A 25,815-nucleotide genomic window follows, 5' to 3' on the forward strand; every position below is an offset into this window, starting at 1 on the left:
GCACACCGAGCCTAGGCGAGGTGCCGAGTGGTGGGGCAAGAGCGTTTTGCTTACTTTTGCGCTCTTCAAAAGTGAGCCGCTGTAAGAGCGGAACCAATAGCAGTCATTACCCAAATAATGGATATACACCCAATAACCGAGGCAAAAAAACGCCCCGAACCAGTCGGGGCGTGATTGTCATGCGGCACTGCGGTTAGGTCTTCCTTGGGGCCGCAATGGCCGTGTACTCAGTACTTAGTGAAACTGCTCTTCTTCAGTCGACCCAGTCAGTGCAGTCACGGACGAGGTACCGCCCTGGATCACGGTGGTCATGTCGTCGAAGTAGCCAGTGCCCACTTCCTGCTGGTGCGCCACAAAGGTGTAACCCTTGGCAGCGTCAGCGAATTCCTGCTCCTGCAGCTTCACGTAGGCAGTCATGTCGTTGCGGGCGTAGTCGTGCGCCAGGTTGAACATGCTGTGCCACATGTTGTGAATGCCGGCCAGGGTGATGAACTGGTGCTTGTAGCCCATGGCCGACAGTTCGCGCTGGAACTTGGCGATGGTCGCGTCGTCCAGGTTCTTCTTCCAGTTGAAGGACGGCGAGCAGTTGTAGGACAGCAGTTGGTCCGGGTATTCCTTCTTGATCGCTTCGGCAAAGCGACGAGCTTCGTCCAGGTCCGGCTTGGCAGTTTCGCACCAGATCAGGTCGGCGTACGGCGCGTAAGCCAGGCCGCGAGCGATCGCCTGGTCGAGACCGGCACGCACTTTATAGAAGCCTTCCTGGGTACGTTCGCCAGTCACGAACGGCTGGTCGTACGGGTCGCAATCCGAGGTCAGCAAGTCAGCCGCGTTGGCGTCGGTACGGGCCAGGATGATGGTCGGCGTACCGGCCACGTCAGCTGCCAGACGAGCAGCGGTCAGCTTCTGCACCGCTTCCTGGGTAGGCACCAGAACCTTGCCGCCCATGTGGCCGCATTTCTTCACTGACGCAAGCTGGTCTTCGAAGTGAACGCCGGCAGCGCCTGCTTCGATCATGCTCTTCATCAGCTCGTAGGCGTTCAGTACGCCGCCGAAACCGGCTTCAGCGTCTGCAACGATTGGTGCGAAGTAGTCGATGTAGCCTTCGTCGCCCGGGCCTTTACCGGCTTTCCACTGGATCTGGTCAGCGCGGCGGAACGAGTTGTTGATGCGCTTGACCACGGTTGGCACGGAGTCCACCGGGTACAGCGATTGGTCGGGGTACATGGATTCAGCGGAGTTGTTGTCCGCAGCCACTTGCCAGCCGGACAGGTAGATCGCCTGGATACCGGCTTTTACCTGTTGAACCGCTTGGCCGCCAGTAAGGGCGCCCATGCAGTTGACGAAATCTTTCTCGGGGCGGAAGGACGGCTTGGCACCCTGGGTGACCAGCTTCCACAGCTTCTCGGCGCCGAGTTTTGCAAAAGTGTGCTCAGGTTGAACCGAGCCACGCAGGCGGACGACGTCAGCAGCGGAATAAGCGCGGGTCACGCCTTTCCAGCGTGGGTTTTCAGCCCAGTCTTTTTCAAGGGCTGCAATTTGCTGTTCGCGTGTCAGTGCCATGGGGAAAAACCTCGTCGCATAGGTCTAGGTGGAAAATTCCATTTGCCAGCCACGTATCAGTGCGTGGTTATGGCTGCTCGCTGACCAGAAGCTTAGGCGGTCAAGTCAGGCTTGGCGGGGAAGGCGACGGGATGAACGATTGGCTCAAGGGGGAGTTGAGCAGGTAAGGGCGAACTGCGAACGGTCTTCGGGCGTCGTGGGCCTTTGTACGATCCATCAGTGTGTTGCCGGGTTACCTGGTTAGCTTCCGTCCCTCGGGACAACTTCGTTCCAGTCGCAACCTCGTCAAACACACCTTGTGGGCGGTACAGACACGAATCGGCTCAGGTGGGTGGCTTTGAGCGACGATCCGAAGGCCCTTGCCAGGGCCCCTGATTAGCGGGAGCGAGGCCATCATGCCCATGCTTTTTTGGATCGTCAAATGTTTTGTAGTGCTTTTTTTAAAGCACTACATCTTTAGTCTAATACGACTCGTCAGTCAGTTTTTGGTGCTTCAGTTCAGGGTGTCGACTTTGACCCGCAAGCTCAGGTCATCACGGCCCTGAGTAGAGTAGCTGCGGGTTGTAGTGCTTTTTTCGGCCTGAGTCTGGCGATTGATACCGGCCAGGGTGATCCACTCGCCCAGGCGTCCGCTGACGGTTGTGTCGGTGCTTTGCACGTTCACTACATCGGGACGTTCCTGGCTCATGCGGTCACGGTTGGTACTGATGCTCAGGTGAACGGTCTCACCGGTGACGCTAGCTGTCACGTAGAAGCCCTGGGTCACGTTGCGATACTGGGTCTGGTTTTGCGGGCGACCGTAGGCGTCGGGCTGGGTGGTGGTGAGCGGCACGCTCTGGCCGACCTGGATCAGCGCGGGCACACCTTCGCTGGCCTGGATCTGCTGGATCCCGCCGTCGCGGCTTTCAGTGCTGTAGGTGATCACCTGGGTTTGATTATTGCCGTTGCTTTGCTGGTTGTTCTCGTTGGTGTCGACCGTGATCAGCAGGCGTTTGGACGGCGTATCCAGCTGCGAGAGCAGGGCGCGCAGGCCCTGGATCTTGTCCGGCTCGGCATTCACGATCAGTTGGTTGCCGTAGGCGCTGACGGTGCCGTCCTTGCCGATGAAGTTCTGCGCCACCGGGAGCAGGTCGGCGCTGGTGCGGTTGCTCAGGGGCACCACTTCGGTGGCGGCCATCACCGAGAAGCTGGTGGCCAGGAGCACAGTGGTGAGCAGGGTGCGTAGGGACATGTCCGTTATCTCTGCGAGTCATTTAGGCTAGATAGTGCCAGTTTGTCGGCTTTGTAGCCCGCAAGTTGAATCCTGGACGGCAAAAGGCCCTGGCATCGGTGGATGACAGGGCCTTTTGGGGTGTTGCTGATACCGCTATCGCAGGCAAGCCAGCTCCCACATTTGGAATGCATTCTCCTGTGGGAGCTGGCTTGCCTGCGATGGGAGCGACTCGGTCTAAAGTCAGCCCTCGCGCACCATATCAACATGAGGAATCCCGACTTCCAGGAACTCATCGCTGACAATCTTGAAGCCCAGGCGCTCATAAAACGGCGCTGCATGGACCTGTGCACTGAGGATCTGCCGGGTCTGGCCGCGTTTCTCGGCCTCGCCAATCACCGCTTCCATCAGCTTGTCGCCCACCTTCAGGCCGCGCCAGTCCTTGAGGACCGACACGCGGCCGATCTCGCCCGTAGGCAGCAGGCGGGCGGTGCCGATGGGGAAGTCGCCTTCGAACGCGAGAAAGTGCACGGCACCTGCGTCGTCAGCATCCCATTCCAGCTCCGGTGGAACCGATTGTTCAGCGATAAATACCGCTTCACGAATGCGCCGTATCTCGGCGATATCCTTTTGCCAGTCCGCGACACTTACGTGAATCTTATTCATCGGCAAACCCCAGGCTCCCTTGCTTGACCAGCTCCCACAGCAGGGCGCAGCCATCCTCATCCGCCAGCCATGGGCCGAGGTTGTCGATGTGCAGCGCGTCGGCGGCGCAAACCAGCTTCAACAGTTCCCGCAGCTTGCCCGGCAACAGGCGGCTCTGGCCGCTGGCGAACAGCAGCAGGTCGTCGTCCACTTCGGACCAGGCCAGGCGGGCGCTCGGGTTGCGGATCAGCACGGCGCCGCTTTCCAGGCTGCCCAGCAGGTCTTCTTCTTCCACTTCCGGGCCGGCGACCAGTTCCGGGTAGCGCGGCTCGGTCATGAACTGGCCGAACCAGGTCAGCAGCATGCGCTCGTCGCTCATGTGCTCGGCCAGCAGGCTTTTCAGGCGGTCGAGGGCGTCGCTCTGGATCTGGTGCGGGTCGCTGACTGGCTGGGCATCGGCGTCGGTGTAGCGTTCTTCGTCGGTCAGGTACTGGCTGAGGAAGTCGGTGAAGTGGGTCAGCACTTCAGCCGCACTCGGGGCGCGGAAGCCTACGGAGTAGGTCATGCAATCATCGACGGCAACACCGCAGTGGGCCAGGCGCGGCGGCAGGTACAGCATGTCGCCCGGTTCCAGCACCCATTCGGCGGTCTCTTCGAATTCGGCGAGGATGCGCAAGTCCGCGTGTTGCAGCAGCGGGCTTTCGGAGTTGCACATCTGGCCGATCTTCCAGTTGCGCTTGCCGGAACCTTGCAGCAGGAACACATCGTAGTTGTCGAAGTGCGGACCCACGCTGCCACCCGGGGCGGCGTAGCTGATCATCACATCGTCGATGCGCCAGCTTGGCAGGAAACGAAAGTTTTCCAGCAGCTCGGCCACTTCCGGCACGAACTGGTCGACGGCCTGCACCAGCAGGGTCCACTCACGCTCGGGCAGGGTGCTGAAGGCATCTTCGGCGAACGGGCCGCGACGCAGCTCCCACGGACGCTCGCCGTGTTCGATGATCAGGCGCGACTCGACTTCTTCTTCCAGCGCCAGGCCGGCCAGTTCGTCGGCGTCGATCGGGCTTTCGAAGTCAGGAATGGCCTGGCGGATCAGCAGCGGTTTTTTCTGCCAGTAGTCGCGCAGGAACTCGCGTGCCGTGATGCCGCCCAGAAGTTGAAGAGGAATATCAGGATTCATGTGTAACCTATTGAAAAAAAGCACTTTTCAGACGGGAATAAAAACGCCCGGCGCTGCCGGGCGTCTCAAAGGGTCAAGCAGCTGTCAGATGCGTTTGGCTTGGGCCACAGCGTTGCCGATGTAGTTGGCCGGGGTGAGCAGTTTCAGCTCAGCCTTGGCGGCGGCTGGCATGTCCAGGCCGTCGATGAAAGTTTGCAGCGCTTCAGAGGTGATGCCCTTGCCGCGGGTCAGCTCTTTGAGCTTCTCGTACGGATTTTCGATGTTGTAGCGGCGCATCACGGTCTGGATCGGCTCGGCCAGGACTTCCCAGCAAGCGTCCAGGTCAGCGGCGATTTTCTGCGCGTTGAGCTCCAGTTTGCTGATGCCTTTGAGGCTGGCTTCGTACGCGATCACGCTATGGGCAAAGCCCACACCGAGGTTGCGCAGTACGGTGGAGTCGGTCAGGTCGCGCTGCCAGCGGGAGATCGGCAACTTGCTGGCCAGGTGCTGGAACAGGGCGTTGGCGATACCCAGGTTGCCTTCGGAGTTTTCGAAGTCGATCGGGTTGACCTTGTGCGGCATGGTCGACGAACCGATTTCACCGGCAATGGTGCGCTGCTTGAAGTAGCCCAGGGAGATGTAGCCCCAGATATCGCGATCGAAGTCGATCAGGATGGTGTTGAAGCGCGCAATCGCGTCGAACAGCTCGGCGATGTAGTCGTGGGGTTCGATCTGCGTGGTGTACGGGTTGAAGCCCAGGCCCAGCTCGTCTTCGATGAAGGCGCGGGCGTTTTCTTCCCAGTCGATCTCAGGGTAGGCCGACAGGTGAGCGTTGTAGTTGCCTACGGCGCCGTTGATCTTGCCCAGCAGCGGTACGGCAGCGACTTGAGCGATCTGACGCTCCAGGCGGTATACCACGTTGGCCAGTTCTTTACCCAGGGTGGTCGGCGAAGCCGGCTGGCCGTGGGTGCGCGACAGCATCGGCACATCGGCGAAACGGATCGCCAGTTCGCGGATGGCGTCGGCGGTCTGGCGCATCAGGGGCAGCATCACGTCATCACGGCCTTCGCGCAGCATCAGGGCGTGGGACAGGTTGTTGATGTCCTCGCTGGTGCAGGCAAAGTGGATGAACTCGCTGACCTTGGCCAGTTCCGGCAGCTTGGCCGCTTGCTCTTTGAGCAGGTATTCGATGGCTTTTACGTCGTGGTTGGTGGTGCGCTCGATCTCTTTCACACGCTCGGCGTGCTCCAGAGCGAAGTTTTCCGCCAGGGCGTTCAGCACTGCGTTGGCTTCGGCGGAGAACGCCGGCACTTCGCTGATTGCAGGGTGAGCGGCCAGGCGCTGGAGCCAGCGCACTTCAACCAGAACACGAGCACGGATCAAGCCGTATTCGCTGAAAATAGGGCGCAGGGCCTGGGTTTTGCCGGCGTAGCGGCCGTCAACAGGGGAAACCGCAGTGAGCGAAGAAAGCTGCATGGGGTGTTCTCGGACAGTCGGGCAACGAAATGGGGCGCGTATCATACATGAAAAAATCCGCCGGTCCGTTGCCAACTGACCGGCGTATTACGCGTGGGGCTATAAAAAATCGGTTGCTGCGACTTATTCGTTGCGCATCAACGGGTAAAGCTCTTTCAGCAATTTGCGCCGGCTGATCACCAACTGCCAGCGATGACCGCCCAACTGGCGCCACAACCGCGCCGAACGAATGCCGGCCAGGAGCAGGGCGCGGATTTTCGAGGCGTTGTTCGGTTGTTGCAGGTTACGCATGTCGCCGTGCACCTGGATCCGCTGGCGCAGGGTACTCAGGGTGTCCTGGTACAGCGCGCCACAGGCTGCGATCACGTTTTCGTGGGCCGGGCCAAAATGCTCGACCTGGGACTGAATCTGCGGCAGGCGCTTGCCGATGGTTTCCAGCAGGTCGTCGCGCTTGGCCAATTGACGCTCGAGGCCGAGCATCGACAGGGCGTAGCGCAGCGGCTCGCGCTGCAAGGTGCTGGGGTCGCGCTCGAGGGCGCCGACCAGTGCGCGATAACCTTCACGCAGGGCCAGGTCATCGCCACCATACACTTCCAGGGTGTCCTTGGGGTCGCGGATCAGCAGGCTGCCGAGCATGCAGGTCAGGCCTGCCTCGGTGACCTGGCCGGTCTTGGCGATCTTGTCCACCAGCACCGCAGCGAGAAACACGCCGCCCAATGCCGTCAATTGCTCCTGGGTCGGGCTCATGCCCGGCTGCTCCAGGGTTCGGCAACTTCGATCACGCCGCCCCCCAGGCAAATCTCTGCGTCGTAGAACACTACCGATTGGCCCGGCGTTACGGCACGTTGCGGGTCATCGAAGGTGGCGCGATAGCCCGTGGCGGTTTTTTCCAGGGTGCACGGCTGGTCGCTCTGGCGATAACGCACTTTGGCGGTCAGGCGGCGCGGGCTGCTCAGGTCGACCGGGTTGACCCAGTAGATGTCCGAAGCGAGCAGGGCGCGGGAGAACAGCCATGGGTGGTCATTGCCTTGGCCCACGATCAGCTCGTTGTGCTCCAGGTCCTTGACCAGCACGTACCACGGCTCTTCGCCGGCGTCTTTCAAACCGCCGATGCCCAGGCCCTGGCGCTGGCCGATGGTGTGGTACATCAAGCCGTGGTGACGGCCGATGACTTCGCCTTCGGTGGTCTTGATCTCACCCGGTTGCGCCGGCAGGTATTGCTTGAGGAAGTCGCTGAAACGGCGCTCGCCAATGAAGCAGATCCCGGTGGAATCCTTCTTCTTGGCAGTGGCCAGGCCGTGTTTCTCGGCAATTGCGCGCACTTCGGGTTTTTCCAGCTCGCCCACCGGGAACAGGGTCTTGGCGATCTGTTCGCCGCCGACGGCGTGCAGGAAGTAGCTTTGGTCCTTGTTGGCGTCCAGACCCTTGAGCAGTTCGGTGCGGCCATCAATGTCGCGACGGCGCACGTAGTGGCCAGTGGCAATCAGGTCGGCACCGAGGATCATTGCGTAGTCGAGGAACGCCTTGAACTTGATCTCGCGGTTACACAGGATGTCCGGGTTCGGCGTGCGACCGGCCTTGTATTCGGCCAGGAAGTGCTCGAACACGTTGTCCCAGTACTCGGCGGCGAAGTTGGCGGTGTGCAGCTTGATACCGATTTTGTCACAGACGGCCTGGGCATCCGCCAGGTCGTCCATGGCGGTGCAATATTCCGTTCCATCGTCTTCTTCCCAGTTCTTCATGAACAGGCCTTCCACCTCATAACCCTGCTCCATGAGCAGAACGGCGGAAACGGAAGAATCCACGCCGCCGGACATACCGACGATGACGCGCTTCTTTTGTGTGTCAGAAGGGGCTGGATCACGCATAGGATTTCAACGGGTGTCTTTAAAAAGGACGCGATTCTAGCAGGCTCGCGTCTGCAAGGCTAAAGAGAAGGGCGGATCAATTCGAGGCTGTGGCGTTGGCCGGCCAGATAATCGTCGATGCAGCGGATAATCAGCTCGCTGCGCCAGTCCTCGCGCAGGCCCATCAATTCGTCGCGCGTCAGCCAGCGGGCGCGCACGATGCCGTCGTCCAGCTGATAGTCCGGGTGGTGTTTCAGGGCCTTGGCGGTGAAGCACACGCGCTGATAGGTCACGCCGTTGCTGGGGGCGGTGTACAGGTAAATCCCGACGATCCCGGTGGCTTCGACGTCCCAGCCGGTTTCCTCGAGGGTTTCGCGCACGGCGGCCTCGGTCAGGGTTTCGTTTGGGTCGAGATGGCCAGCGGGCTGGTTGAGCACGGCGCGGCCGCCCTTGAGTTCCTCGACCATCAGGAAGCGGCCGTTGTCTTCGACGATGGTGGCGACGGTGATGTGGGGTTGCCAGGTCATAGGTGCCTCAATGTGTAGTAACTGAAGAAACTCGTTCAGTGTGGGAGCTGGCTTGCCTGCGATAGCAGTCTGTCAGTTGACCCAGATGCAGCTGAACCACCGCTATCGCAGGCAAGCCAGCTCCCACATTTGATCGGGGTTGTTCTATGAAATAGGGGGCACAAACAGAAACCCCGGCACATGGCCGGGGCTTCTTTGCATCCTTACAACCTTACTTCAACTTGGCAATTGCCGCATTGAGGGTGTTGCTTGGGCGCATGGCCTTGCTGGTCAGCTCCGGGTTCGGCGCGTAGTAGCCACCGATGTCCACTGGTTTGCCCTGGACGGCGTTGAGCTCGGCAACGATGGTCGCCTCGTTCGCGGTCAGGGTTTTGGCCAGTTCACCAAACTGCGTTTGCAGTGCAGTGTCTTCGGTCTGGGCAGCCAGGGCTTGAGCCCAGTACAGCGCCAGGTAGAAGTGGCTGCCGCGGTTGTCGATGTTGCCGACTTTGCGCGATGGCGACTTGTTGTTGTCGAGGAACTGGCCGGTGGCCTGGTCCAGGGTCTTGGACAGTACCAGGGCTTTCGGGTTGTTGTAAGTCACCCCCAAATGCTCGAGGGAAGCGGCCAGGGCCAGGAACTCGCCCAGGGAATCCCAGCGCAGGAAGTTCTCTTCAACCAGTTGCTGTACGTGCTTCGGAGCCGAACCGCCGGCGCCGGTTTCGAACAGGCCGCCACCGTTCATCAGCGGCACGATCGACAGCATCTTGGCGCTGGTGCCCAGTTCCATGATCGGGAACAGGTCGGTCAGGTAGTCGCGCAGTACGTTGCCGGTCACCGAGATGGTGTCCAGGCCCTTGCGGGTGCGCTCCAGGGTGAACTTCATCGCGTCGACCGGCGACATGATGCGGATGTCCAGGCCTTCGGTGTTGTGGTCTTTCAGGTAAGCCTGAACTTTCTCGACCACCACACCGTCGTGAGCGCGCTGTGGGTCCAGCCAGAAGATGGCCGGGGTGTTGCTGGCGCGGGCACGGTTGACGGCCAGTTTGACCCAGTCCTGGATCGGCGCGTCTTTGGTCTGGCACATGCGGAAGATGTCGCCGGCTTCGACAGCCTGTTCCATCAGCAGGTTGCCCTTGCTGTCGGTGACGCGAACCACGCCGTCAGCCTTGATCTGGAAGGTCTTGTCGTGGGAACCGTACTCTTCGGCTTTTTTCGCCATCAGGCCAACGTTCGGCACGCTGCCCATGGTGGTTGGGTCGAAGGCGCCATTGGCCTTGCAGTCTTCGATCACTGCCTGGTAGATGGTGGCGTAGCAGCGATCCGGGATCACGGCCTTGGTGTCGTGCAGTTGGCCGTCGGTGCCCCACATTTTGCCGGAGTCACGGATCATGGCAGGCATCGAGGCGTCGACGATGACGTCGCTCGGCACGTGCAGGTTGGTGATGCCTTTGTCCGAGTTGACCATGGCCAGGGACGGACGAGCGGCGTACACCGCCTGGATGTCGGCTTCGATCTGCGCTTGCTGATCGGCCGGCAGGGCCTTGATGCGGGCGTACAGGTCGCCGATGCCGTTGTTCAGGTTAAAGCCGATCTGCTCCAGCACGACAGCGTGCTTGGCCAGTGCGTCTTTATAGAACTCGGCAACGATCTGGCCGAACATGATCGGGTCGGAGACCTTCATCATGGTGGCTTTCAGGTGGACCGACAGCAGTACGCCTTGTTTCTTGGCGTCTTCGATTTCAGCGGCGATGAAGCTGCGCAGGGCATTCTTGCTCAGCACGGCGGTGTCGATGATTTCGCCAGCCTGCAAGCTGGTTTTTTCTTTCAGGACGGTAGCGGTACCGTCCTTGGCGATCAGTTCGATCTTGACGGTGTCAGCCGCTTCGATCTGTACGGCTTTTTCGCTGCCGTAGAAGTCGCCGTTGCTCATGTGGGCCACGTGGGACTTGGAGTCCGCAGCCCAGGCGCCCATTTTGTGCGGGTGCTTGCGTGCGTAGTTCTTGACCGACAGCGGTGCGCGGCGGTCGGAGTTGCCTTCGCGCAGTACCGGGTTCACGGCGCTGCCCTTGACCTTGTCGTAACGTGCACGGGTTTCTTTTTCCGCGTCGGTGGTTACGGTTTCCGGGTAGTCCGGCAGGGCGTAGCCCTGGGCCTGCAGTTCCTTGATCGCAGCTTGCAGCTGAGGAGTCGAGGCGCTGATGTTCGGCAGCTTGATGATGTTGGCTTCAGGCGTAACGGCCAGGTCGCCCAGTTCGGCGAGGTGGTCCGGGATAGCCTTGGCGCCCAGTTGCTCGGGGAAGCTTGCGAGGATGCGCGCGGCCAGGGAAATGTCGCGGGTTTCCACGGCAATATCAGCGGAAGCGGTGAAGGCCTCTACGATAGGCAGCAGTGAATAGGTGGCGAGGGCTGGGGCTTCGTCGGTGAAGGTGTAGATGATCTTCGAGCGGGTGGGCATATTCGGATTAACTCTCTTCTTTGCTGAAAGCATGCGCAGAAACTCGAGATGCGCCGGGTAAAGCGCGTTCGTTCAAAGTCATCCATGAGCGAAATGTCGAAGTTTCTTCGCGGTGATGTTGGGTTGCATCAGTCGAGCGTCAAGCGGGTGGGCTGCTGTGGCAACCCGGCTTATTCGGGCGGAGGGCTACAATGTAGAGCGGTCGGCCGTCGTGACTCTTTGGTCAGCGGCGGCATTATACATAGGTCGCTATGCTTACGCCGAGCCTTCATACAAAAGGTGTGTCGTCCATTGGTCTAAAGGTCGCAGGCACCGGGTTGCGCCTAAAGTCGCATGATGTGCTCAAGATTGGCGCTTTTCCCTTTGCTTTCAAGCTTGTAGGCCGCTAAATGTGCTGTTTTCGACGCAAATGTGCAGGGCCTGAGGTTTCAGTCCTCATTTATCTGGAGTAGGCTCGAACGCAGCCAGATGTTCAATCCATAGATGGAGTTCAGCATGGGATACAAGAAGATTCAGGTTCCGGCAGTCGGCGACAAAATCACCGTCAATGCAGACCATTCTCTCAATGTTCCTGACAACCCGATCATCCCCTTCATCGAGGGTGACGGTATTGGCGTCGACATCAGCCCGGTGATGATCAAGGTGGTCGATGCAGCTGTTAACAAGGCTTATGGCGGCAAGCGCAAAATCTCCTGGATGGAGGTTTATGCCGGCGAAAAGGCCACTCAGGTTTACGACCAGGACACCTGGCTGCCCCAGGAAACCCTGGATGCAGTCAAGGATTACGTGGTTTCCATCAAGGGCCCGCTGACCACCCCTGTAGGTGGCGGTATCCGTTCGCTGAACGTAGCCCTGCGCCAGCAACTCGACCTTTATGTATGCCTGCGCCCGGTGCGCTGGTTTGAAGGCGTACCAAGCCCGGTCAAGAAGCCCGGCGATGTGGACATGACCATCTTCCGCGAGAACTCCGAGGACATCTACGCTGGCATCGAGTGGAAAGCCGGCTCGCCGGAAGCAATCAAGGTCATCAAGTTCCTGAAGGAAGAGATGGGCGTCACCAAGATTCGTTTCGACCAGAACTGCGGGATCGGCGTCAAGCCGGTGTCCCTGGAAGGCACCAAGCGCCTGGCGCGCAAGGCCCTGCAATATGTCGTGGATAACGACCGCGATTCGCTGACCATCGTGCACAAAGGCAACATCATGAAGTTCACCGAAGGTGCCTTCAAGGAATGGGCCTACGAAGTGGCGGCCGAAGAGTTCGGCGCGACCCTGCTGGACGGCGGGCCGTGGATGCAATTCAAGAACCCGCGTACCGGCAAGAATGTGGTGGTCAAGGACGCCATTGCCGACGCCATGCTCCAGCAGATCCTGCTGCGCCCGGCTGAATATGACGTGATCGCCACCCTTAACCTCAACGGTGACTATCTGTCCGACGCCCTGGCGGCGGAAGTGGGCGGTATCGGTATTGCGCCGGGCGCCAACCTGTCCGACACCGTGGCGATGTTCGAAGCCACCCACGGTACGGCGCCGAAGTATGCCGGCAAGGACCAGGTCAACCCGGGTTCGCTGATCCTTTCGGCGGAAATGATGCTGCGTCACATGGGTTGGACCGAAGCGGCCGACCTGATCATCAAGGGCACCAATGGCGCGATTTCGGCCAAGACCGTGACCTATGACTTCCATCGCTTGATGGACGGTGCAAAGTTGCTGTCGTCGTCGGCGTTTGGCGATGCGCTGATTTCACATATGTAAGTGGATAGGCAGGCATAAAAAAACCGGCCCTGGTGGCCGGTTTTTTTTAGAGCGTTTGCTCAGCGGCTGATCAGGCCGTCTGTTTTTTTGATTGTTGAGCGACGTCTTCTTTCACTTGGCTGGTGCTGGTGGGAGCACCAATTTGGCTGGTGCTGACGGGAGCACCGATATTCACCGCATGCAGGCCTTTGGGTCCCTGAATGATTTCAAAGGAAACCGGCTGCCCTGCTTTCAGTGTCTTGTAGCCATCCATCTGGATGGCCGAGTAATGCGCAAAAAGGTCTTCAGTCTTACCGTCTTCGTTGATGAAGCCGTAACCCTTGGCATTATTGAACCACTTGACCTTACCGCTTGCCATACCCATATCCCTCTGCACCAGACTCCATCACTGGAGTATCATCCAGTTTATCCGTCCTAACCCGAATAAATAAGGTTGACTGCGCGGACCTTTTTTACCCACTGTGGGTTCTATTGGTTGTAACACTGATTTGCCGATAGTCAAGGCGACCAGTCAGTCAGAGTTGAAATTCGGACAGGCCGCCCCCACCACTGTATTTGAACCACTGACGAACCTTTCTTTCCATGCATGCAATCAGCCAGATTCGACTAACATTCAATCAGGATCGCCCGGATCATCAAGAAGACGACGACGGTTCTGCAGGCATTGCTGTTCAGGAGGCCAAGCCTGCTTTACAGGCGCCGCCGATGTACAAGGTGGTTTTGTTCAATGATGACTACACACCGATGGATTTCGTCGTCGAAGTGCTCGAGGTGTTTTTTAACCTGAACCGCGAGTTGGCGACCAAGGTAATGCTGGCCGTTCACACAGAAGGACGGGCAGTATGTGGAGTGTTTACCCGCGACATCGCCGAGACAAAGGCCATGCAGGTCAACCAGTACGCCAGGGAAAGCCAGCATCCGCTACTCTGTGAAATCGAGAAGGACGGTTAACTCCGACCACTTGGGTATGAGGTGAAGCTATGTTAAACCGCGAGCTCGAAGTCACCCTCAATCTTGCCTTCAAGGAGGCCCGTTCGAAACGTCATGAATTCATGACCGTCGAGCACCTGCTGCTGGCACTTTTGGATAACGAAGCTGCCGCCACCGTACTGCGTGCGTGTGGTGCCAATCTCGACAAACTCAAGCATGACCTGCAGGAGTTTATCGACTCCACCACGCCGTTGATCCCCGTTCATGACGAGGACCGCGAGACCCAGCCAACCCTGGGCTTCCAGCGGGTACTGCAGCGTGCCGTTTTCCACGTACAGAGCTCCGGCAAGCGTGAAGTCACAGGGGCCAACGTGCTCGTGGCGATCTTCAGCGAGCAGGAAAGCCAGGCTGTATTCCTGCTCAAGCAGCAAAGCGTTGCCCGTATTGATGTCGTCAACTACATCGCCCATGGCATTTCCAAAGTGCCGGGGCATGGCGATCACTCAGAAGGTGAGCAGGATATGCAGGATGACGAGGGCGGCGAGTCTTCTTCTTCGAGCAACCCGCTGGACGCTTATGCCAGCAACCTCAATGAACTGGCGCGCCAGGGGCGGATCGATCCGCTGGTAGGGCGCGAACTGGAAGTTGAGCGCGTGGCGCAGATCCTGGCGCGTCGTCGCAAAAACAACCCGCTGTTGGTGGGTGAAGCAGGCGTGGGTAAAACCGCGATTGCCGAAGGCCTGGCCAAACGCATTGTTGATAATCAGGTACCCGACCTGCTTGCCAACAGCGTCGTCTACTCCCTTGACCTGGGCGCGTTGCTCGCCGGGACCAAGTACCGTGGCGACTTCGAGAAGCGCTTCAAGGCGTTGCTCGGCGAGCTGAAAAAACGCCCGCAGGCGATCCTGTTCATCGACGAAATCCACACCATCATCGGTGCCGGTGCAGCTTCCGGTGGCGTGATGGATGCTTCGAACCTGCTCAAGCCGCTGCTGTCTTCGGGTGATATCCGTTGCATCGGTTCGACCACGTTCCAGGAATTTCGCGGGATCTTCGAAAAAGACCGTGCCCTGGCGCGTCGCTTCCAGAAAGTTGACGTGTCCGAGCCTTCGGTTGAAGACACCATCGGCATCCTGCGCGGGCTCAAGGGGCGTTTCGAAGCGCACCATGGCATCGAGTACACCGATGAAGCGCTGCGTGCCGCCGCCGAGCTGGCGTCGCGCTACATCAATGACCGGCACATGCCGGACAAAGCCATCGATGTGATCGACGAGGCGGGCGCCTACCAGCGCCTGCAGCCGGTGGAAAAACGTGTGAAACGCATCGACGTGCCTCAGGTCGAGGACATCGTGGCGAAGATCGCGCGGATTCCGCCAAAACACGTCAACACTTCCGACCGGGAGCTGCTGCGTAACCTGGAGCGTGACCTCAAGCTGACCGTGTTTGGTCAGGATGCGGCCATCGACTCGCTGTCCACCGCGATCAAGCTGTCCCGTGCGGGCCTCAAGTCGCCGGACAAGCCGGTCGGTTCCTTCCTGTTCGCCGGGCCTACCGGTGTCGGCAAGACCGAAGCGGCGCGGCAACTGGCCAAGGCCATGGGCATCGAGCTGGTACGTTTCGACATGTCCGAGTACATGGAGCGTCACACCGTGTCCCGCCTGATCGGTGCGCCTCCGGGCTATGTCGGCTTCGACCAGGGCGGCCTGTTGACCGAGGCGATCACCAAGCAGCCACATTGCGTACTGCTGCTCGATGAAATCGAGAAGGCGCACCCGGAAGTCTTCAACCTGTTGTTGCAGGTGATGGACCACGGCACCCTGACCGACAACAACGGGCGCAAGGCGGACTTCCGCAACGTGATCGTGATCATGACTACCAATGCCGGTGCCGAAACGGCCGCGCGGGCTTCCATTGGCTTTACTCATCAGGATCACTCTTCCGATGCAATGGAAGTGATCAAGAAGAGCTTCACGCCGGAATTCCGCAACCGCCTGGACACCATTATCCAGTTTGGTCGCCTCAGCCATGAGGTCATCAAAAGCGTGGTGGACAAGTTCCTCACCGAGCTTCAGGCGCAGCTGGAAGACAAGCGCGTGCAGCTGGAAGTCACCGACGCGGCGCGCAACTGGCTGGCGGAAGGTGGTTACGACGCGGCAATGGGCGCTCGGCCAATGGCTCGCCTGATCCAGGACAAGATCAAGCGCCCACTGGCGGAAGAGATCCTGTTCGGCGAACTGGCAGACCATGGTGGCGTGGTGCATATCGATCTGAAGGACGGCGAGCTGACCTTCGACTTCGAAACCACGGCTGAAATGGCCTGATAGTTGACTGCAATAAAGCAAAAGGCGCCGAGAGGCGCCTTTTTGCTATCTGGAAAACGGGTGGGTCGATACCTATCGACCGGTAAAGATCAACTGTGGGAGCTGGCAAGCCAGCTCCCGCAGGGTCAAGTGGTGACTGTTAAATAGCGCGCACACAAAAACGCCCGGCATAACCGGGCGTCTTGTATTGACTTGATTAACGAGCGCGGTAAGTGATGCGCCCTTTGCTCAAGTCATAGGGCGTCAGTTCGACGCGCACTTTGTCACCGGTAAGAATACGAATGTAGTTCTTGCGCATCTTGCCGGAGATATGCGCGGTTACGACGTGCCCATTTTCCAACTCCACACGAAACATGGTGTTGGGCAGGGTGTCGACGACAGTGCCTTCCATTTCGAAGCTGTCTTCTTTCGACATGCAGTAAAGCCCTCGGTATCCAGTGAATGGCCCGGTGCAACTGCGCCAGGCAAAAGCGGCGTGCATTGTGCCCGAAAAAGGGTGTTTAAGCCAAGAGGTTCTAGTTCAAGGTGACCCATCTTTGGTTAATTAGCAGCTCTATGGGCCGATATTGGGTCTTGTAGTTCATCTTTTTGCAGTTTTTGATCCAGTATCCGAGGTACACCGCCTCCAATTCCAGGCGCAAGGCTTCGCCGATTTGCCACAGGATCGCAAAACGTCCCAGGCTGCGCCGTTCCTCGGCGGGCTCATAAAAGGTGTACACCGCCGACAGCCCGTTGGGCAAAAGGTCGGTGACGGCGACGGCCACCAGGCGTCCTTCCAGGCGGAACTCGTAGAAGCGCGAGAAGGGCAGGTCGCGCACCAGGAAAGTGGAAAACTGGTCGCGGCTGGGCGGGAACATGTCGCCGTCGGCGTGGCGTTGTTCGATGTAGCGTTGGTACAGGTCGAAATACTCTTCGCTGAAGCCCGGTTTGGCGGCGGTGACGGTCAAGTCGGCGTTGCGCTTGAGGATGCGTTTCTGATTGCGGTCCGGCAGGAACTGCGCCACCGGGATACGCGCCGGTACGCAGGCGTTGCAATTCTGGCAGTGGGGCCGGTAGAGGTGGTCGCCGCTGCGCCGGAAGCCCATTTCCGACAAATCGGCATACACATGCACATCCATCGGCTGGCTGGGGTCGAGGAACAGCGTGGTGGCCTGCTCGTCGGGCAGATAGCTGCAAGAGTGGGGTTGAGTGGCATAAAACTTCAAACGCGCCAGCTCGGTCATGATCAACCCTCGGATAAGCTTTGAAATAAGTGTAAGCCAGGTGCGGGGAAGTCGCCTAGGAAACCCATGGCGCAGAGCTGGTTTGGTCTAAATGGTCGCGAAGATAGTGGGCGAAGTCGTCGCGGGGAATGGCGCGGGCGCCGAGGCTGTGCAGGTGGTCGGTGGGCATCTGGCAGTCGATCAACACGAAGCCCCACGCCTGCAATTGCCTGACCAGGGTGACGAAGCCGTATTTCGAAGCGTTGTCGGCACGGCTGAACATCGATTCGCCAAAAAACAACTGGCCCATCGCCAGGCCGTACAGGCCGCCCACCAGCTCCCCCTCATCCCAGACCTCCACCGAGTGCGCATAACCGCGCTGGTGCAGTTGCAGGTAGGCGCTTTGCATGGCTTCGGTGATCCAGGTGCCATCGGCGTAACTGCGTGGCGCCGCGCAGGCCTGGATGACAGCGGCAAAATCCTGGTCGAAGGTCACGCTGTAGCGCTGCTGGCGCAACAATTTGCCCAGGCTGCGGGAAACATGCAGCTCCTCGGGGAACAGCACGGTGCGCGGGTCAGGGGACCACCAGAGGATGGGCTGGCCTTCCGAGAACCAGGGAAAGCAGCCATGGCGATAGGCCTGGATCAAGCGGTCTGCCGACAGGTCGCCACCGGCGGCGAGCAGGCCATTGGGTTCGCGCATGGCCTTGGCCAGCGGTGGGAATGTCAGGGTGTTGCGTTGTAACCAGGTCAGCATGGCATCCAGGCTTACGGAAGGGGAGGGCGGTAACGGCGATGTTGCCCGTTGCGAGAGCTGTGATTATTGTCGACGTAGCGCTTGGGGGCTACCCCGAACATGGGATCGGTACAGATAAGCATGAACCGGTGTTTCTGCAACTCTATGCCAGGGTCGTGGTCGTAATCGCGTACGTCGGTCGGCAAGCTAGCCTGGATTGGCAAAAACAGCTCATAAGCCTTTGTCAGCAAAGACAATGCATGCTCAAATTGAACGGTATGAAACCGAACATTGGCTATGCTGTGTAACGTGGGCCCAAGTGCGTGGCATCACGCACACAAACCCGTACAATGCGGCCATTGGGGCGTTATCGCCGTTTCATGAATCAGTTGCAGGGTGTTAAAAGTAGCTTCACTGGCACTCGTTCATTTTTACCTGCCCGGATTGGGCAGTGTTTTGCAGTCATTCAATAGATGGACGCGCTAAAGGCGCAGGAAAAGACCCGTTTTGAAGAAATCCGCCGCAACACCTAAAGCCGCAGTCGTGCCCGCCTGGCGCCAGCACCTGCACTACCGACTCAAGGAAGGTGCACTGATCGCCATCGGCGCCCTGTGCCTGTTCCTGATGATGGCCTTGCTCACCTATGGCAAGGACGATCCGGGCTGGAGCCATAACAGCAAGATCGAAGACGTGCAGAACTTCGGTGGTCCTGCCGGCTCCTACAGCGCCGATATCCTGTTCATGGTGCTGGGTTACTTCGCTTATATCTTCCCGCTGCTGCTGGCCATCAAGACCTGGCAGATCTTCCGCCAGCGCCACGAGCCGTGGCAGTGGAGCGGCTGGCTGTTCTCCTGGCGCCTGATCGGCCTGGTGTTCCTGGTGCTGTCGGGCGCGGCCCTGGCCCATATCCATTTCCACGCACCCACCGGTTTGCCGGCCGGCGCCGGCGGCGCATTGGGCGAGAGCCTGGGCGACCTGGCCCGCAGGACCCTGAACATCCAGGGCAGCACCCTGATGTTCATCGCGCTGTTCCTGTTTGGCCTCACTGTGTTTACCGACCTGTCCTGGTTCAAGGTCATGGACGTGACCGGCAAGATCACCCTCGACCTGCTCGAACTGTTCCAGGGCGCGGCCAATCGCTGGTGGTCGGCCCGGGTCGATCGCAAACGCATGGTTGCGCAACTGCGCGAGGTGGATACCCGCGTCAACGAGGTGGTGGCCCCGAGCACGCCAGACCGGCGTGAGCAGGCCAAGGTCAAGGAGCGGCTGATCGAACGCGAACAGGCCCTGACCAAGCACATGTCGGACCGCGAGAAGCAGGTTCCGCCGGTGATCGCCCCTGCGCCAACCAAGGCCCCCGAGCCAAGCCACCGCGTACAGAAAGAGAAACAGGCGCCGTTGTTTGTCGACAGCGCCGTGGAAGGCACCTTGCCGCCGATCTCGATTCTCGATCCTGCGGAAAAGAAACAGCTCAACTATTCCCCTGAGTCCCTGGCGGCCGTCGGTCACCTGCTGGAAATCAAGCTCAAGGAATTCGGCGTTGAAGTCTCCGTGGATTCGATCCACCCGGGGCCGGTGATTACCCGTTACGAAATCCAGCCGGCTGCCGGCGTGAAGGTCAGCCGCATTTCCAACCTGGCCAAGGATTTGGCGCGTTCGCTGGCCGTGACCAGCGTGCGGGTAGTGGAAGTGATCCCGGGCAAGACCACTGTCGGTATCGAGATTCCCAACGAAGATCGGCAAATCGTGCGTTTCTCCGAAGTGCTGTCGACCCCCGAATACGACAACTTCAAATCCCCGGTCACCCTGGCCCTGGGCCATGACATCGGCGGCAAGCCGGTGATCACTGACCTGGCAAAAATGCCCCACTTGCTGGTGGCCGGTACCACCGGTTCCGGTAAGTCGGTGGGTGTGAACGCGATGATCCTGTCGATCCTGTTCAAGTCTGGCCCGGACGACGCCAAGCTGATCATGATCGACCCGAAAATGCTCGAGCTGTCGATCTACGAAGGCATTCCGCACCTGCTGTGCCCGGTGGTGACCGATATGAAGGACGCCGCCAACGCCCTGCGCTGGAGCGTCGCCGAGATGGAGCGGCGCTACAAGCTGATGGCGAAGATGGGTGTGCGTAACCTGTCGGGCTTCAACGCCAAGGTCAAGGAAGCCCAGGACGCCGGCACACCGCTGACCGACCCGCTGTACAAGCGCGAAAGCATTCACGACGAAGCGCCGCTGCTGACCAAGCTGCCGACCATCGTGGTGGTGGTCGACGAATTTGCCGACATGATGATGATCGTCGGCAAGAAGGTCGAAGAGCTGATCGCCCGTATCGCGCAGAAAGCGCGGGCTGCGGGCATCCACTTGATCCTCGCGACCCAGCGTCCGTCGGTGGACGTGATCACCGGCCTGATCAAGGCCAACATCCCGACCCGCATGGCGTTCCAGGTGTCGAGCAAGATCGACTCCCGGACCATCATCGACCAGGGCGGCGCCGAACAGCTGCTGGGCCACGGTGACATGCTCTACATGCCGCCGGGCACCAGCCTGCCGATCCGTGTTCACGGCGCCTTCGTCTCCGACGATGAAGTGCACCGTGTGGTGGAAGCCTGGAAACTGCGCGGCGCCCCGGAATACAACGACGACATCCTCGCCGGCGTCGAAGAGGCCGGCAGCGGCTTTGACGGTGGCAGCGGCGGTGGCGACGATGATGCCGAGACCGATGCGCTCTACGACGAAGCGGTGCAGTTCGTCCTTGAGAGCCGCCGCGCTTCGATCTCCGCCGTACAGCGCAAGCTGAAGATTGGCTACAACCGTGCCGCCCGCATGATCGAAGCCATGGAAATGGCCGGCGTGGTCACCTCGATGAACACCAACGGCTCGCGCGAAGTCATTGCGCCAGCGCAGATGCGTGACTGACTACGTGCCGCGTGGCAACACGCGGCACGCCTTGCAAACGAATCTATGAGGACTCCCATGCGTCTTATCCGCATGCTGTTGTTGCCGGCACTGGCCCTGACTGCTGTTTCGGCTCACGCTGATCCGGCTTCCGTTGCGAGCCTGACCAACCTGCTGGACAAATCCAAGACCCTGACTGCACGCTTCTCCCAGTTGACCCTGGACGGTGGCGGCACGCAGTTGCAGGAAACTGCCGGCGAAATGGCCGTGCAGCGTCCAGGCCTGTTCTACTGGAAAACCGATGCGCCTAACGACCAGACCATCGTCTCCGACGGCCAGAAAGTCACCCTGTGGGACCCGGACCTGGAGCAGGCGACCATCAAGAAACTCGATCCGCGCCTGAGCCAGACGCCAGCATTGCTGCTGTCGGGCGATGTGTCGCAGATCAGTGAGAGTTTCGACATCACCTCCAAGCAGGCCAGTGGCGTGATTGATTTCACCCTCAAGCCTAAATCCAAGGACACGCTGTTCGACAGCCTGCGCCTGTCGTTCCGCAACGGCGTGATCAACGACATGCAGTTGGTCGACAGCGTCGGCCAGCGCACCAACATCCTGTTCACCGGGGTCAAGGCCAACGAGCCGGTGGCCGCGTCCAAGTTCAAGTTCGACATCCCGAAGGGTGCCGATGTGATCCAGGAATAAACTGCCTAGAGGTTTCAAACGCTGCCCATGGACCTGTTTCGAAGTGACCCGATTGCTCAGCCTCTGGCGGCGCGCCTGCGCTCGACCAACCTGGACGAGTACGTCGGGCAGGAACACCTGCTCGCTCGCGGCAAGCCTTTGCGCGAAGCCCTGGAGCAGGGTGCGCTGCACTCGATGATTTTCTGGGGGCCGCCGGGCGTGGGTAAAACCACCCTGGCGCGGCTCCTGGCGAAAGTCTCGGATGCACACTTCGAAACGGTTTCGGCGGTGCTGGCCGGGGTCAAGGAAATCCGCCAGGCGGTGGAGGTCGCCAAGCAGCAGGCCGGGCAATACGGCAAGCGCACCATCCTGTTTGTGGACGAAGTGCATCGCTTCAACAAGTCGCAGCAGGATGCGTTTTTGCCCTATGTCGAAGACGGCACCCTGATCTTTATTGGCGCCACCACTGAAAACCCGTCCTTTGAACTGAACAATGCCTTGCTGTCCCGAGCGCGTGTCTATGTGCTTAAAAGTCTCGATGAAGCGGCGATGCAGAAGCTGTTGCACCGCGCACTGAGCGAAGACAAAGGCCTGGGCAAGCGCCAGCTGAGTGTCAGCGAGGAAGGTTTCAAGATTCTGCTGACGGCGGCTGACGGCGACGGCAGGCGTTTCCTCAATCTGCTGGAGAACGCTTCCGACCTGGCAGAAGATGGCAGCGAAATTGGCGTCGACCTGCTGCAAAGTCTGCTTGGCGACACCCGCCGGCGTTTCGACAAGGGCGGCGAGGCGTTCTACGACCAGATTTCCGCATTGCATAAATCGGTGCGCGGCTCCAACCCCGACGGCGCGTTGTACTGGTTTGCACGCATGATCGACGGTGGTTGCGACCCGCTGTACCTCGCCCGGCGTGTGGTGCGCATGGCCAGCGAAGACATCGGCAATGCCGACCCGCGCGCGCTGAGCCTGTGCCTCGCGGCCTGGGAAGTGCAGGAGCGCCTGGGCAGCCCGGAAGGCGAGTTGGCGGTGGCCCAGGCCATCACGTACCTGGCCTGCGCGCCGAAAAGCAACGCGGTGTACATGGGCTTCAAGTCCGCATTGCGTGCTGCCGCCGAGCATGGCTCCCTGGAAGTGCCGCTGCACCTGCGCAACGCGCCGACCAAGCTGATGAAGCAGCTCGGCTACGGTGATGAATACCGCTACGCCCATGATGAGCCGGACGCCTATGCGGCTGGCGAAGATTACTTCCCGGATGACCTTGAGCCGCAGCCGTTCTACCAGCCGGTGCCCCGCGGCCTGGAGCTGAAGATCGGCGAGAAGCTCAATCACCTCGCCCAACTTGACCGGCTCAGCCCGAAACAGCGGAGAAAGTAGTGCTCAGAACGATTCTTGCCGTGTCCGTGGCCGGCATCGCTGGTACATTATTGCGTTTCGCCACCAGCACGTGGGTCAGTGCCAATTGGCCAAAGCATTTTTATGCGGCGACCCTGGCGGTCAACCTGGTGGGCTGTTTGATCATCGGCTTGTTGTACGGGTGGTTTCTGATTCGCCCGGAAGTGCCGATTGAGATTCGTGCCGGCTTGATTGTCGGCTTTGTAGGCGGTCTGACGACCTTTTCATCCTTTTCACTGGACACGCTGCGCCTGCTGGAAAGCGGGCAGGCACCGGTCGCCTTCGGGTACCTGGCCATCAGCGTGTTCGGCGGGCTGCTCGCCACCTGGGCTGGCCTGTCCTTGACCAAACTTTGATAAACGAGAGACCGACATGCTCGATTCCAAACTGTTACGTAGCAACCTTCAGGACGTAGCGGACCGCCTGGCATCCCGTGGCTTCAGCCTGGATGTTGCGCGCATCGAAGCGCTGGAAGAACAGCGCAAGACCGTCCAGACCCGCACCGAAGCACTGCAGGCTGAGCGTAATGCGCGTTCCAAATCCATCGGTCAGGCCAAGCAGCGCGGCGAAGACATCGCGCCGTTGATGGCGGACGTCGAGCGTATGGGCAGTGAATTGTCCGAGGGCAAAATCGAGCTGGAGACCATTCAGACCGAACTGGATTCGATCCTGCTGGGCATCCCGAACCTGCCGCACGAATCCGTGCCGATCGGCGAAGACGAAGACGGCAACGTCGAAGTCCGTCGCTGGGGCACACCAAAGGCTTTCGATTTCGAGATCAAGGACCACGTCGCCCTGGGCGAGTTGACCGGTGGCCTGGATTTTGAAACCGCGGCCAAAATGTCCGGCGCCCGCTTTGCGTTGCTGCGCGGTCCGATCGCGCGCATGCACCGTGCCCTGGCGCAGTTCATGATCAACCTGCACACCGCTGAACATGGCTACGAAGAGGCTTACACCCCGTACCTGGTTCAGGCTCCGGCGCTGATGGGCACCAGCCAGCTGCCGAAGTTCGAGGAAGACCTGTTCAAGATCAGCCGCGATGGCGAAGCCGATCTGTACCTGATCCCGACCGCCGAAGTGTCGCTGACCAATATCGTGGCCGGGGAAATCCTCGACGCCAAGCAGCTGCCGATCAAGTTCGTCGCCCACTCCCCGTGCTTCCGCAGTGAAGCCGGTGCTTCGGGCCGCGACACCCGCGGCATGATCCGCCAGCACCAGTTCGACAAGGTCGAGATGGTGCAGGTGGTCGAGCCCTCGACCTCCATGGAAGCCCTGGAAGGCCTGACCGCCAACGCCGAGCGCGTCCTGCAACTGCTGGAGCTGCCGTACCGCGTTCTGGCGCTGTGCACCGGCGACATGGGTTTCAGTGCCGTGAAGACCTACGACCTGGAAGTGTGGGTGCCGAGCCAGGACAAATACCGCGAGATTTCGTCGTGCTCCAACTGCGGTGATTTCCAGGCCCGTCGCATGCAGGCGCGTTTCCGTAACCCGGAAACCGGCAAGCCTGAGCTGGTCCACACCCTCAACGGTTCAGGCCTGGCTGTAGGCCGTACCCTGGTAGCTGTGCTGGAAAACTACCAGCAGGCTGACGGTTCGATCCGCGTACCTGAAGTGCTCAAGCCGTACATGGCGGGCGTTGAGGTCATCGGCTAAATGGAATTTCTGCCGCTGTTTCATAACCTGCGCGGCAGTCGTGTGTTGGTCGTCGGTGGCGGGGAGATTGCCTTGCGCAAATCCCGGCTGCTGGCCGACGCCGGCGCGTTGTTGCGGGTGGTTGCTCCCCAGATTGAAGACCAACTGCGTGAGTTGGTACTGGGCAGTGGCGGTGAACTGATTTTGCGCGGTTATCAGGAGGCTGACCTCGACGGTTGCACCCTGATCATCGCCGCGACCGACGACGAGCCGCTGAACGCGCAAGTGTCCAGCGATGCTCGGCGTCGTTGCGTACCGGTGAATGTGGTGGACGCGCCGGCCTTGTGCAGCGTGATCTTCCCGGCGATTGTCGACCGCTCGCCCTTGGTGATCGCCGTGTCCAGTGGCGGCGATGCGCCGGTGCTGGCGCGGTTGATTCGCGCCAAGCTGGAAACCTGGATCCCGTCGACTTACGGCCAATTGGCCGGGTTGGCGGCGCGGTTTCGTAGCCAGGTCAAAGGCCTGTTTCCGGATGTGCAACAACGTCGCGCATTCTGGGAAGAAGTATTTCAAGGCCCGATTGCTGATCGGCAACTGGCCGGGCAGGGTGATGAAGCCGAGCGTCTGCTGGTGGAGAAAATCAACGGTGCGCCGCCCCATGCGCCGGGCGAGGTTTATTTGGTGGGCGCAGGCCCGGGTGATCCGGACTTGCTGACCTTCCGCGCTTTGCGCTTGATGCAGCAAGCCGATGTGGTTTTGTACGACCGCCTGGTGGCGCCTGCGATTCTGGAACTGTGCCGTCGCGATGCCGAGCGGGTGTATGTCGGCAAGCGTCGCGCCGACCATGCGGTGCCGCAAGACCAGATCAACCAGCAACTGGTGGATTTGGCCAAGCAAGGCAAGCGCGTGCTGCGGCTCAAGGGTGGCGATCCGTTTATCTTTGGTCGTGGTGGTGAAGAGATCGAAGAGCTGGCGGCCCATGGCATCCCGTTCCAGGTGGTGCCGGGTATTACCGCGGCCAGCGGCTGCGCGGCGTATGCCGGGATTCCGCTGACCCACCGCGACTATGCACAATCGGTTCGCTTCATTACCGGGCACTTGAAGGACGGGACTTCGGACCTGCCGTGGAGTGATCTGGTAGGACCTTCGCAGACGCTGGTGTTCTACATGGGCTTGATCGGGTTGCCGATCATCTGCGAACAGTTGATCAAGCATGGCCGTTCAGCGGATACGCCGGCGGCGTTGATCCAGCAGGGCACGACGTCCAACCAGCGGGTGTTTACCGGCACCCTGGCTGACCTGCCACGCATGGTGGCGGAGCATGAAGTGCACGCGCCGACCCTGGTGATCGTGGGAGAAGTGGTGCAGCTGCGTGAGAAGCTGAAGTGGTTTGAAGGCGCTCAGTCCGAGGTCTGA

22 protein-coding genes are annotated in these 25,815 nt (G+C 60.0%); 9 read left to right on the forward strand and 13 right to left on the reverse strand.

Features of this window, described 5'->3' with window-relative positions; translation table 11 throughout:
- Positions 1-234: 234 nt before the first annotated feature.
- From aceA to M2400_RS28450, 9 genes are all read right to left on the reverse strand, one after another.
- A complete protein-coding gene (gene aceA / locus M2400_RS28410; RefSeq protein WP_003219577.1) occupies positions 235-1,560 on the reverse strand; it encodes an isocitrate lyase in 1,326 nt (441 codons plus the stop codon).
- 493 nt (positions 1,561-2,053) lie between these two features.
- The gene (locus M2400_RS28415; RefSeq protein WP_177076741.1) at positions 2,054-2,791 is read right to left on the reverse strand and encodes a secretin N-terminal domain-containing protein; all 738 of its coding nucleotides are present in this window, start codon (positions 2,789-2,791) and stop codon (positions 2,054-2,056) included.
- Between the two features lie 222 nt (positions 2,792-3,013).
- Positions 3,014-3,436: a GNAT family N-acetyltransferase gene (locus M2400_RS28420; protein WP_017479509.1), complete on the reverse strand. Its 423-nt coding sequence runs from the start codon at positions 3,434-3,436 to the stop codon at positions 3,014-3,016.
- On the reverse strand, positions 3,429-4,595 hold the full coding sequence (locus tag M2400_RS28425; RefSeq protein WP_177113146.1) for a cupin domain-containing protein: 1,167 nt from the start codon (positions 4,593-4,595) through the stop codon (positions 3,429-3,431). The genes M2400_RS28420 and M2400_RS28425 overlap by 8 nt, the downstream gene beginning before the upstream one ends.
- Before the next feature lie 84 nt (positions 4,596-4,679).
- Positions 4,680-6,050 carry an adenylosuccinate lyase gene (gene purB / locus M2400_RS28430; protein ID WP_177042658.1) on the reverse strand — a complete coding sequence of 457 codons (1,371 nt, stop codon included), beginning with the start codon at positions 6,048-6,050 and terminating at the stop codon, positions 4,680-4,682.
- 123 nt (positions 6,051-6,173) lie between these two features.
- Positions 6,174-6,797: a high frequency lysogenization protein HflD gene (hflD, locus tag M2400_RS28435; protein WP_010172715.1), complete on the reverse strand. Its 624-nt coding sequence runs from the start codon at positions 6,795-6,797 to the stop codon at positions 6,174-6,176.
- A complete protein-coding gene (gene mnmA / locus M2400_RS28440; protein ID WP_259200376.1) occupies positions 6,794-7,918 on the reverse strand; it encodes a tRNA 2-thiouridine(34) synthase MnmA in 1,125 nt (374 codons plus the stop codon). The genes hflD and mnmA overlap by 4 nt, the downstream gene beginning before the upstream one ends.
- A 59-nt stretch (positions 7,919-7,977) precedes the next feature.
- Entirely contained in the window at positions 7,978-8,424 is a 447-nt protein-coding gene (locus tag M2400_RS28445) for an NUDIX hydrolase (protein ID WP_177042656.1), read from the reverse strand.
- Positions 8,425-8,635: 211 nt separating this feature from the next.
- On the reverse strand, positions 8,636-10,861 hold the full coding sequence (locus tag M2400_RS28450; protein WP_259200373.1) for an NADP-dependent isocitrate dehydrogenase: 2,226 nt from the start codon (positions 10,859-10,861) through the stop codon (positions 8,636-8,638).
- Positions 10,862-11,356: 495 nt separating this feature from the next.
- Between M2400_RS28450 and icd the strand changes: the two genes are divergently transcribed.
- Positions 11,357-12,613, forward strand: a complete 1,257-nt coding sequence (gene icd / locus M2400_RS28455; RefSeq protein WP_010172708.1) for an NADP-dependent isocitrate dehydrogenase — start codon at positions 11,357-11,359, stop codon at positions 12,611-12,613.
- A 70-nt stretch (positions 12,614-12,683) separates the two neighbouring features.
- Here the strand turns inward: icd and cspD are convergent, their stop codons facing one another.
- Positions 12,684-12,971, reverse strand: coding sequence for a cold shock domain-containing protein CspD (gene cspD, locus M2400_RS28460; RefSeq protein WP_177042654.1), 288 nt, complete (start codon positions 12,969-12,971; stop codon positions 12,684-12,686).
- A 224-nt stretch (positions 12,972-13,195) separates the two neighbouring features.
- Here cspD and clpS point away from each other — a divergent pair, with 224 nt between their 5' ends.
- Together clpS and clpA are read left to right on the forward strand one after the other, a co-directional pair.
- Positions 13,196-13,564 carry an ATP-dependent Clp protease adapter ClpS gene (gene clpS / locus M2400_RS28465; RefSeq protein WP_003219604.1) on the forward strand — a complete coding sequence of 123 codons (369 nt, stop codon included), beginning with the start codon at positions 13,196-13,198 and terminating at the stop codon, positions 13,562-13,564.
- Between the two features lie 29 nt (positions 13,565-13,593).
- Entirely contained in the window at positions 13,594-15,864 is a 2,271-nt protein-coding gene (gene clpA, locus M2400_RS28470; RefSeq protein ID WP_010172706.1) for an ATP-dependent Clp protease ATP-binding subunit ClpA, read from the forward strand.
- Between the two features lie 196 nt (positions 15,865-16,060).
- Here the strand turns inward: clpA and infA are convergent, their stop codons facing one another.
- The 3 genes from infA to aat all read right to left on the reverse strand — a co-directional run bounded on the left by infA (position 16,061) and on the right by aat (position 17,823).
- Positions 16,061-16,279 carry a translation initiation factor IF-1 gene (gene infA / locus M2400_RS28475; RefSeq protein WP_002553999.1) on the reverse strand — a complete coding sequence of 73 codons (219 nt, stop codon included), beginning with the start codon at positions 16,277-16,279 and terminating at the stop codon, positions 16,061-16,063.
- Between the two features lie 100 nt (positions 16,280-16,379).
- Positions 16,380-17,087 carry an arginyltransferase gene (locus M2400_RS28480; protein WP_177042653.1) on the reverse strand — a complete coding sequence of 236 codons (708 nt, stop codon included), beginning with the start codon at positions 17,085-17,087 and terminating at the stop codon, positions 16,380-16,382.
- 55 nt (positions 17,088-17,142) lie between these two features.
- On the reverse strand, positions 17,143-17,823 hold the full coding sequence (gene aat, locus M2400_RS28485) for a leucyl/phenylalanyl-tRNA--protein transferase (RefSeq protein ID WP_177042652.1): 681 nt from the start codon (positions 17,821-17,823) through the stop codon (positions 17,143-17,145).
- Between the two features lie 486 nt (positions 17,824-18,309).
- On the opposite strand from aat, the gene M2400_RS28490 reads away from it, so the two are divergent.
- From M2400_RS28490 to cysG, 6 genes are read left to right on the forward strand one after another with little or no spacing between them, the layout of a single operon-like run.
- Positions 18,310-20,718 (forward strand): DNA translocase FtsK, encoded by a 2,409-nt coding sequence (locus M2400_RS28490; protein WP_010172485.1) that lies wholly within the window; start codon positions 18,310-18,312, stop codon positions 20,716-20,718.
- 57 nt (positions 20,719-20,775) lie between these two features.
- Entirely contained in the window at positions 20,776-21,399 is a 624-nt protein-coding gene (lolA, locus tag M2400_RS28495; protein WP_177042651.1) for an outer membrane lipoprotein chaperone LolA, read from the forward strand.
- A gap of 27 nt (positions 21,400-21,426) precedes the next feature.
- Positions 21,427-22,749 (forward strand): replication-associated recombination protein A, encoded by a 1,323-nt coding sequence (locus tag M2400_RS28500; RefSeq protein ID WP_177042650.1) that lies wholly within the window; start codon positions 21,427-21,429, stop codon positions 22,747-22,749.
- A complete protein-coding gene (gene crcB, locus M2400_RS28505; protein ID WP_010172479.1) occupies positions 22,749-23,123 on the forward strand; it encodes a fluoride efflux transporter CrcB in 375 nt (124 codons plus the stop codon). Before M2400_RS28500 ends, crcB begins: the two co-directional genes overlap by 1 nt.
- Positions 23,124-23,139: 16 nt before the next feature.
- The gene (gene serS / locus M2400_RS28510; protein ID WP_177042649.1) at positions 23,140-24,420 is read left to right on the forward strand and encodes a serine--tRNA ligase; all 1,281 of its coding nucleotides are present in this window, start codon (positions 23,140-23,142) and stop codon (positions 24,418-24,420) included.
- Complete coding sequence (gene cysG / locus M2400_RS28515; RefSeq protein WP_177076746.1) at positions 24,421-25,815, forward strand: siroheme synthase CysG; 1,395 nt, start codon at positions 24,421-24,423, stop codon at positions 25,813-25,815.

Source organism: Pseudomonas sp. BIGb0558 (assembly GCF_024807515.1).
Classification (GTDB): Bacteria; Pseudomonadota; Gammaproteobacteria; order Pseudomonadales; family Pseudomonadaceae; genus Aquipseudomonas; species Aquipseudomonas yamanorum_A.

Coding starts and splice junctions, on each gene's coding strand:
- aceA (WP_003219577.1), bottom strand. CDS start 1,560: ATGGCACTGACACGCGAACAGCAAATTGCAGCCCTTGAAAAAGACTGG.
- M2400_RS28415 (WP_177076741.1), bottom strand. CDS start 2,791: ATGTCCCTACGCACCCTGCTCACCACTGTGCTCCTGGCCACCAGCTTC.
- M2400_RS28420 (WP_017479509.1), bottom strand. CDS start 3,436: ATGAATAAGATTCACGTAAGTGTCGCGGACTGGCAAAAGGATATCGCC.
- M2400_RS28425 (WP_177113146.1), bottom strand. CDS start 4,595: ATGAATCCTGATATTCCTCTTCAACTTCTGGGCGGCATCACGGCACGC.
- purB (WP_177042658.1), bottom strand. CDS start 6,050: ATGCAGCTTTCTTCGCTCACTGCGGTTTCCCCTGTTGACGGCCGCTAC.
- hflD (WP_010172715.1), bottom strand. CDS start 6,797: ATGAGCCCGACCCAGGAGCAATTGACGGCATTGGGCGGCGTGTTTCTC.
- mnmA (WP_259200376.1), bottom strand. CDS start 7,918: ATGCGTGATCCAGCCCCTTCTGACACACAAAAGAAGCGCGTCATCGTC.
- M2400_RS28445 (WP_177042656.1), bottom strand. CDS start 8,424: ATGACCTGGCAACCCCACATCACCGTCGCCACCATCGTCGAAGACAAC.
- M2400_RS28450 (WP_259200373.1), bottom strand. CDS start 10,861: ATGCCCACCCGCTCGAAGATCATCTACACCTTCACCGACGAAGCCCCA.
- icd (WP_010172708.1), top strand. CDS start 11,357: ATGGGATACAAGAAGATTCAGGTTCCGGCAGTCGGCGACAAAATCACC.
- cspD (WP_177042654.1), bottom strand. CDS start 12,971: ATGGCAAGCGGTAAGGTCAAGTGGTTCAATAATGCCAAGGGTTACGGC.
- clpS (WP_003219604.1), top strand. CDS start 13,196: ATGCATGCAATCAGCCAGATTCGACTAACATTCAATCAGGATCGCCCG.
- clpA (WP_010172706.1), top strand. CDS start 13,594: ATGTTAAACCGCGAGCTCGAAGTCACCCTCAATCTTGCCTTCAAGGAG.
- infA (WP_002553999.1), bottom strand. CDS start 16,279: ATGTCGAAAGAAGACAGCTTCGAAATGGAAGGCACTGTCGTCGACACC.
- M2400_RS28480 (WP_177042653.1), bottom strand. CDS start 17,087: ATGACCGAGCTGGCGCGTTTGAAGTTTTATGCCACTCAACCCCACTCT.
- aat (WP_177042652.1), bottom strand. CDS start 17,823: ATGCTGACCTGGTTACAACGCAACACCCTGACATTCCCACCGCTGGCC.
- lolA (WP_177042651.1), top strand. CDS start 20,776: ATGCGTCTTATCCGCATGCTGTTGTTGCCGGCACTGGCCCTGACTGCT.
- M2400_RS28500 (WP_177042650.1), top strand. CDS start 21,427: ATGGACCTGTTTCGAAGTGACCCGATTGCTCAGCCTCTGGCGGCGCGC.
- serS (WP_177042649.1), top strand. CDS start 23,140: ATGCTCGATTCCAAACTGTTACGTAGCAACCTTCAGGACGTAGCGGAC.
- cysG (WP_177076746.1), top strand. CDS start 24,421: ATGGAATTTCTGCCGCTGTTTCATAACCTGCGCGGCAGTCGTGTGTTG.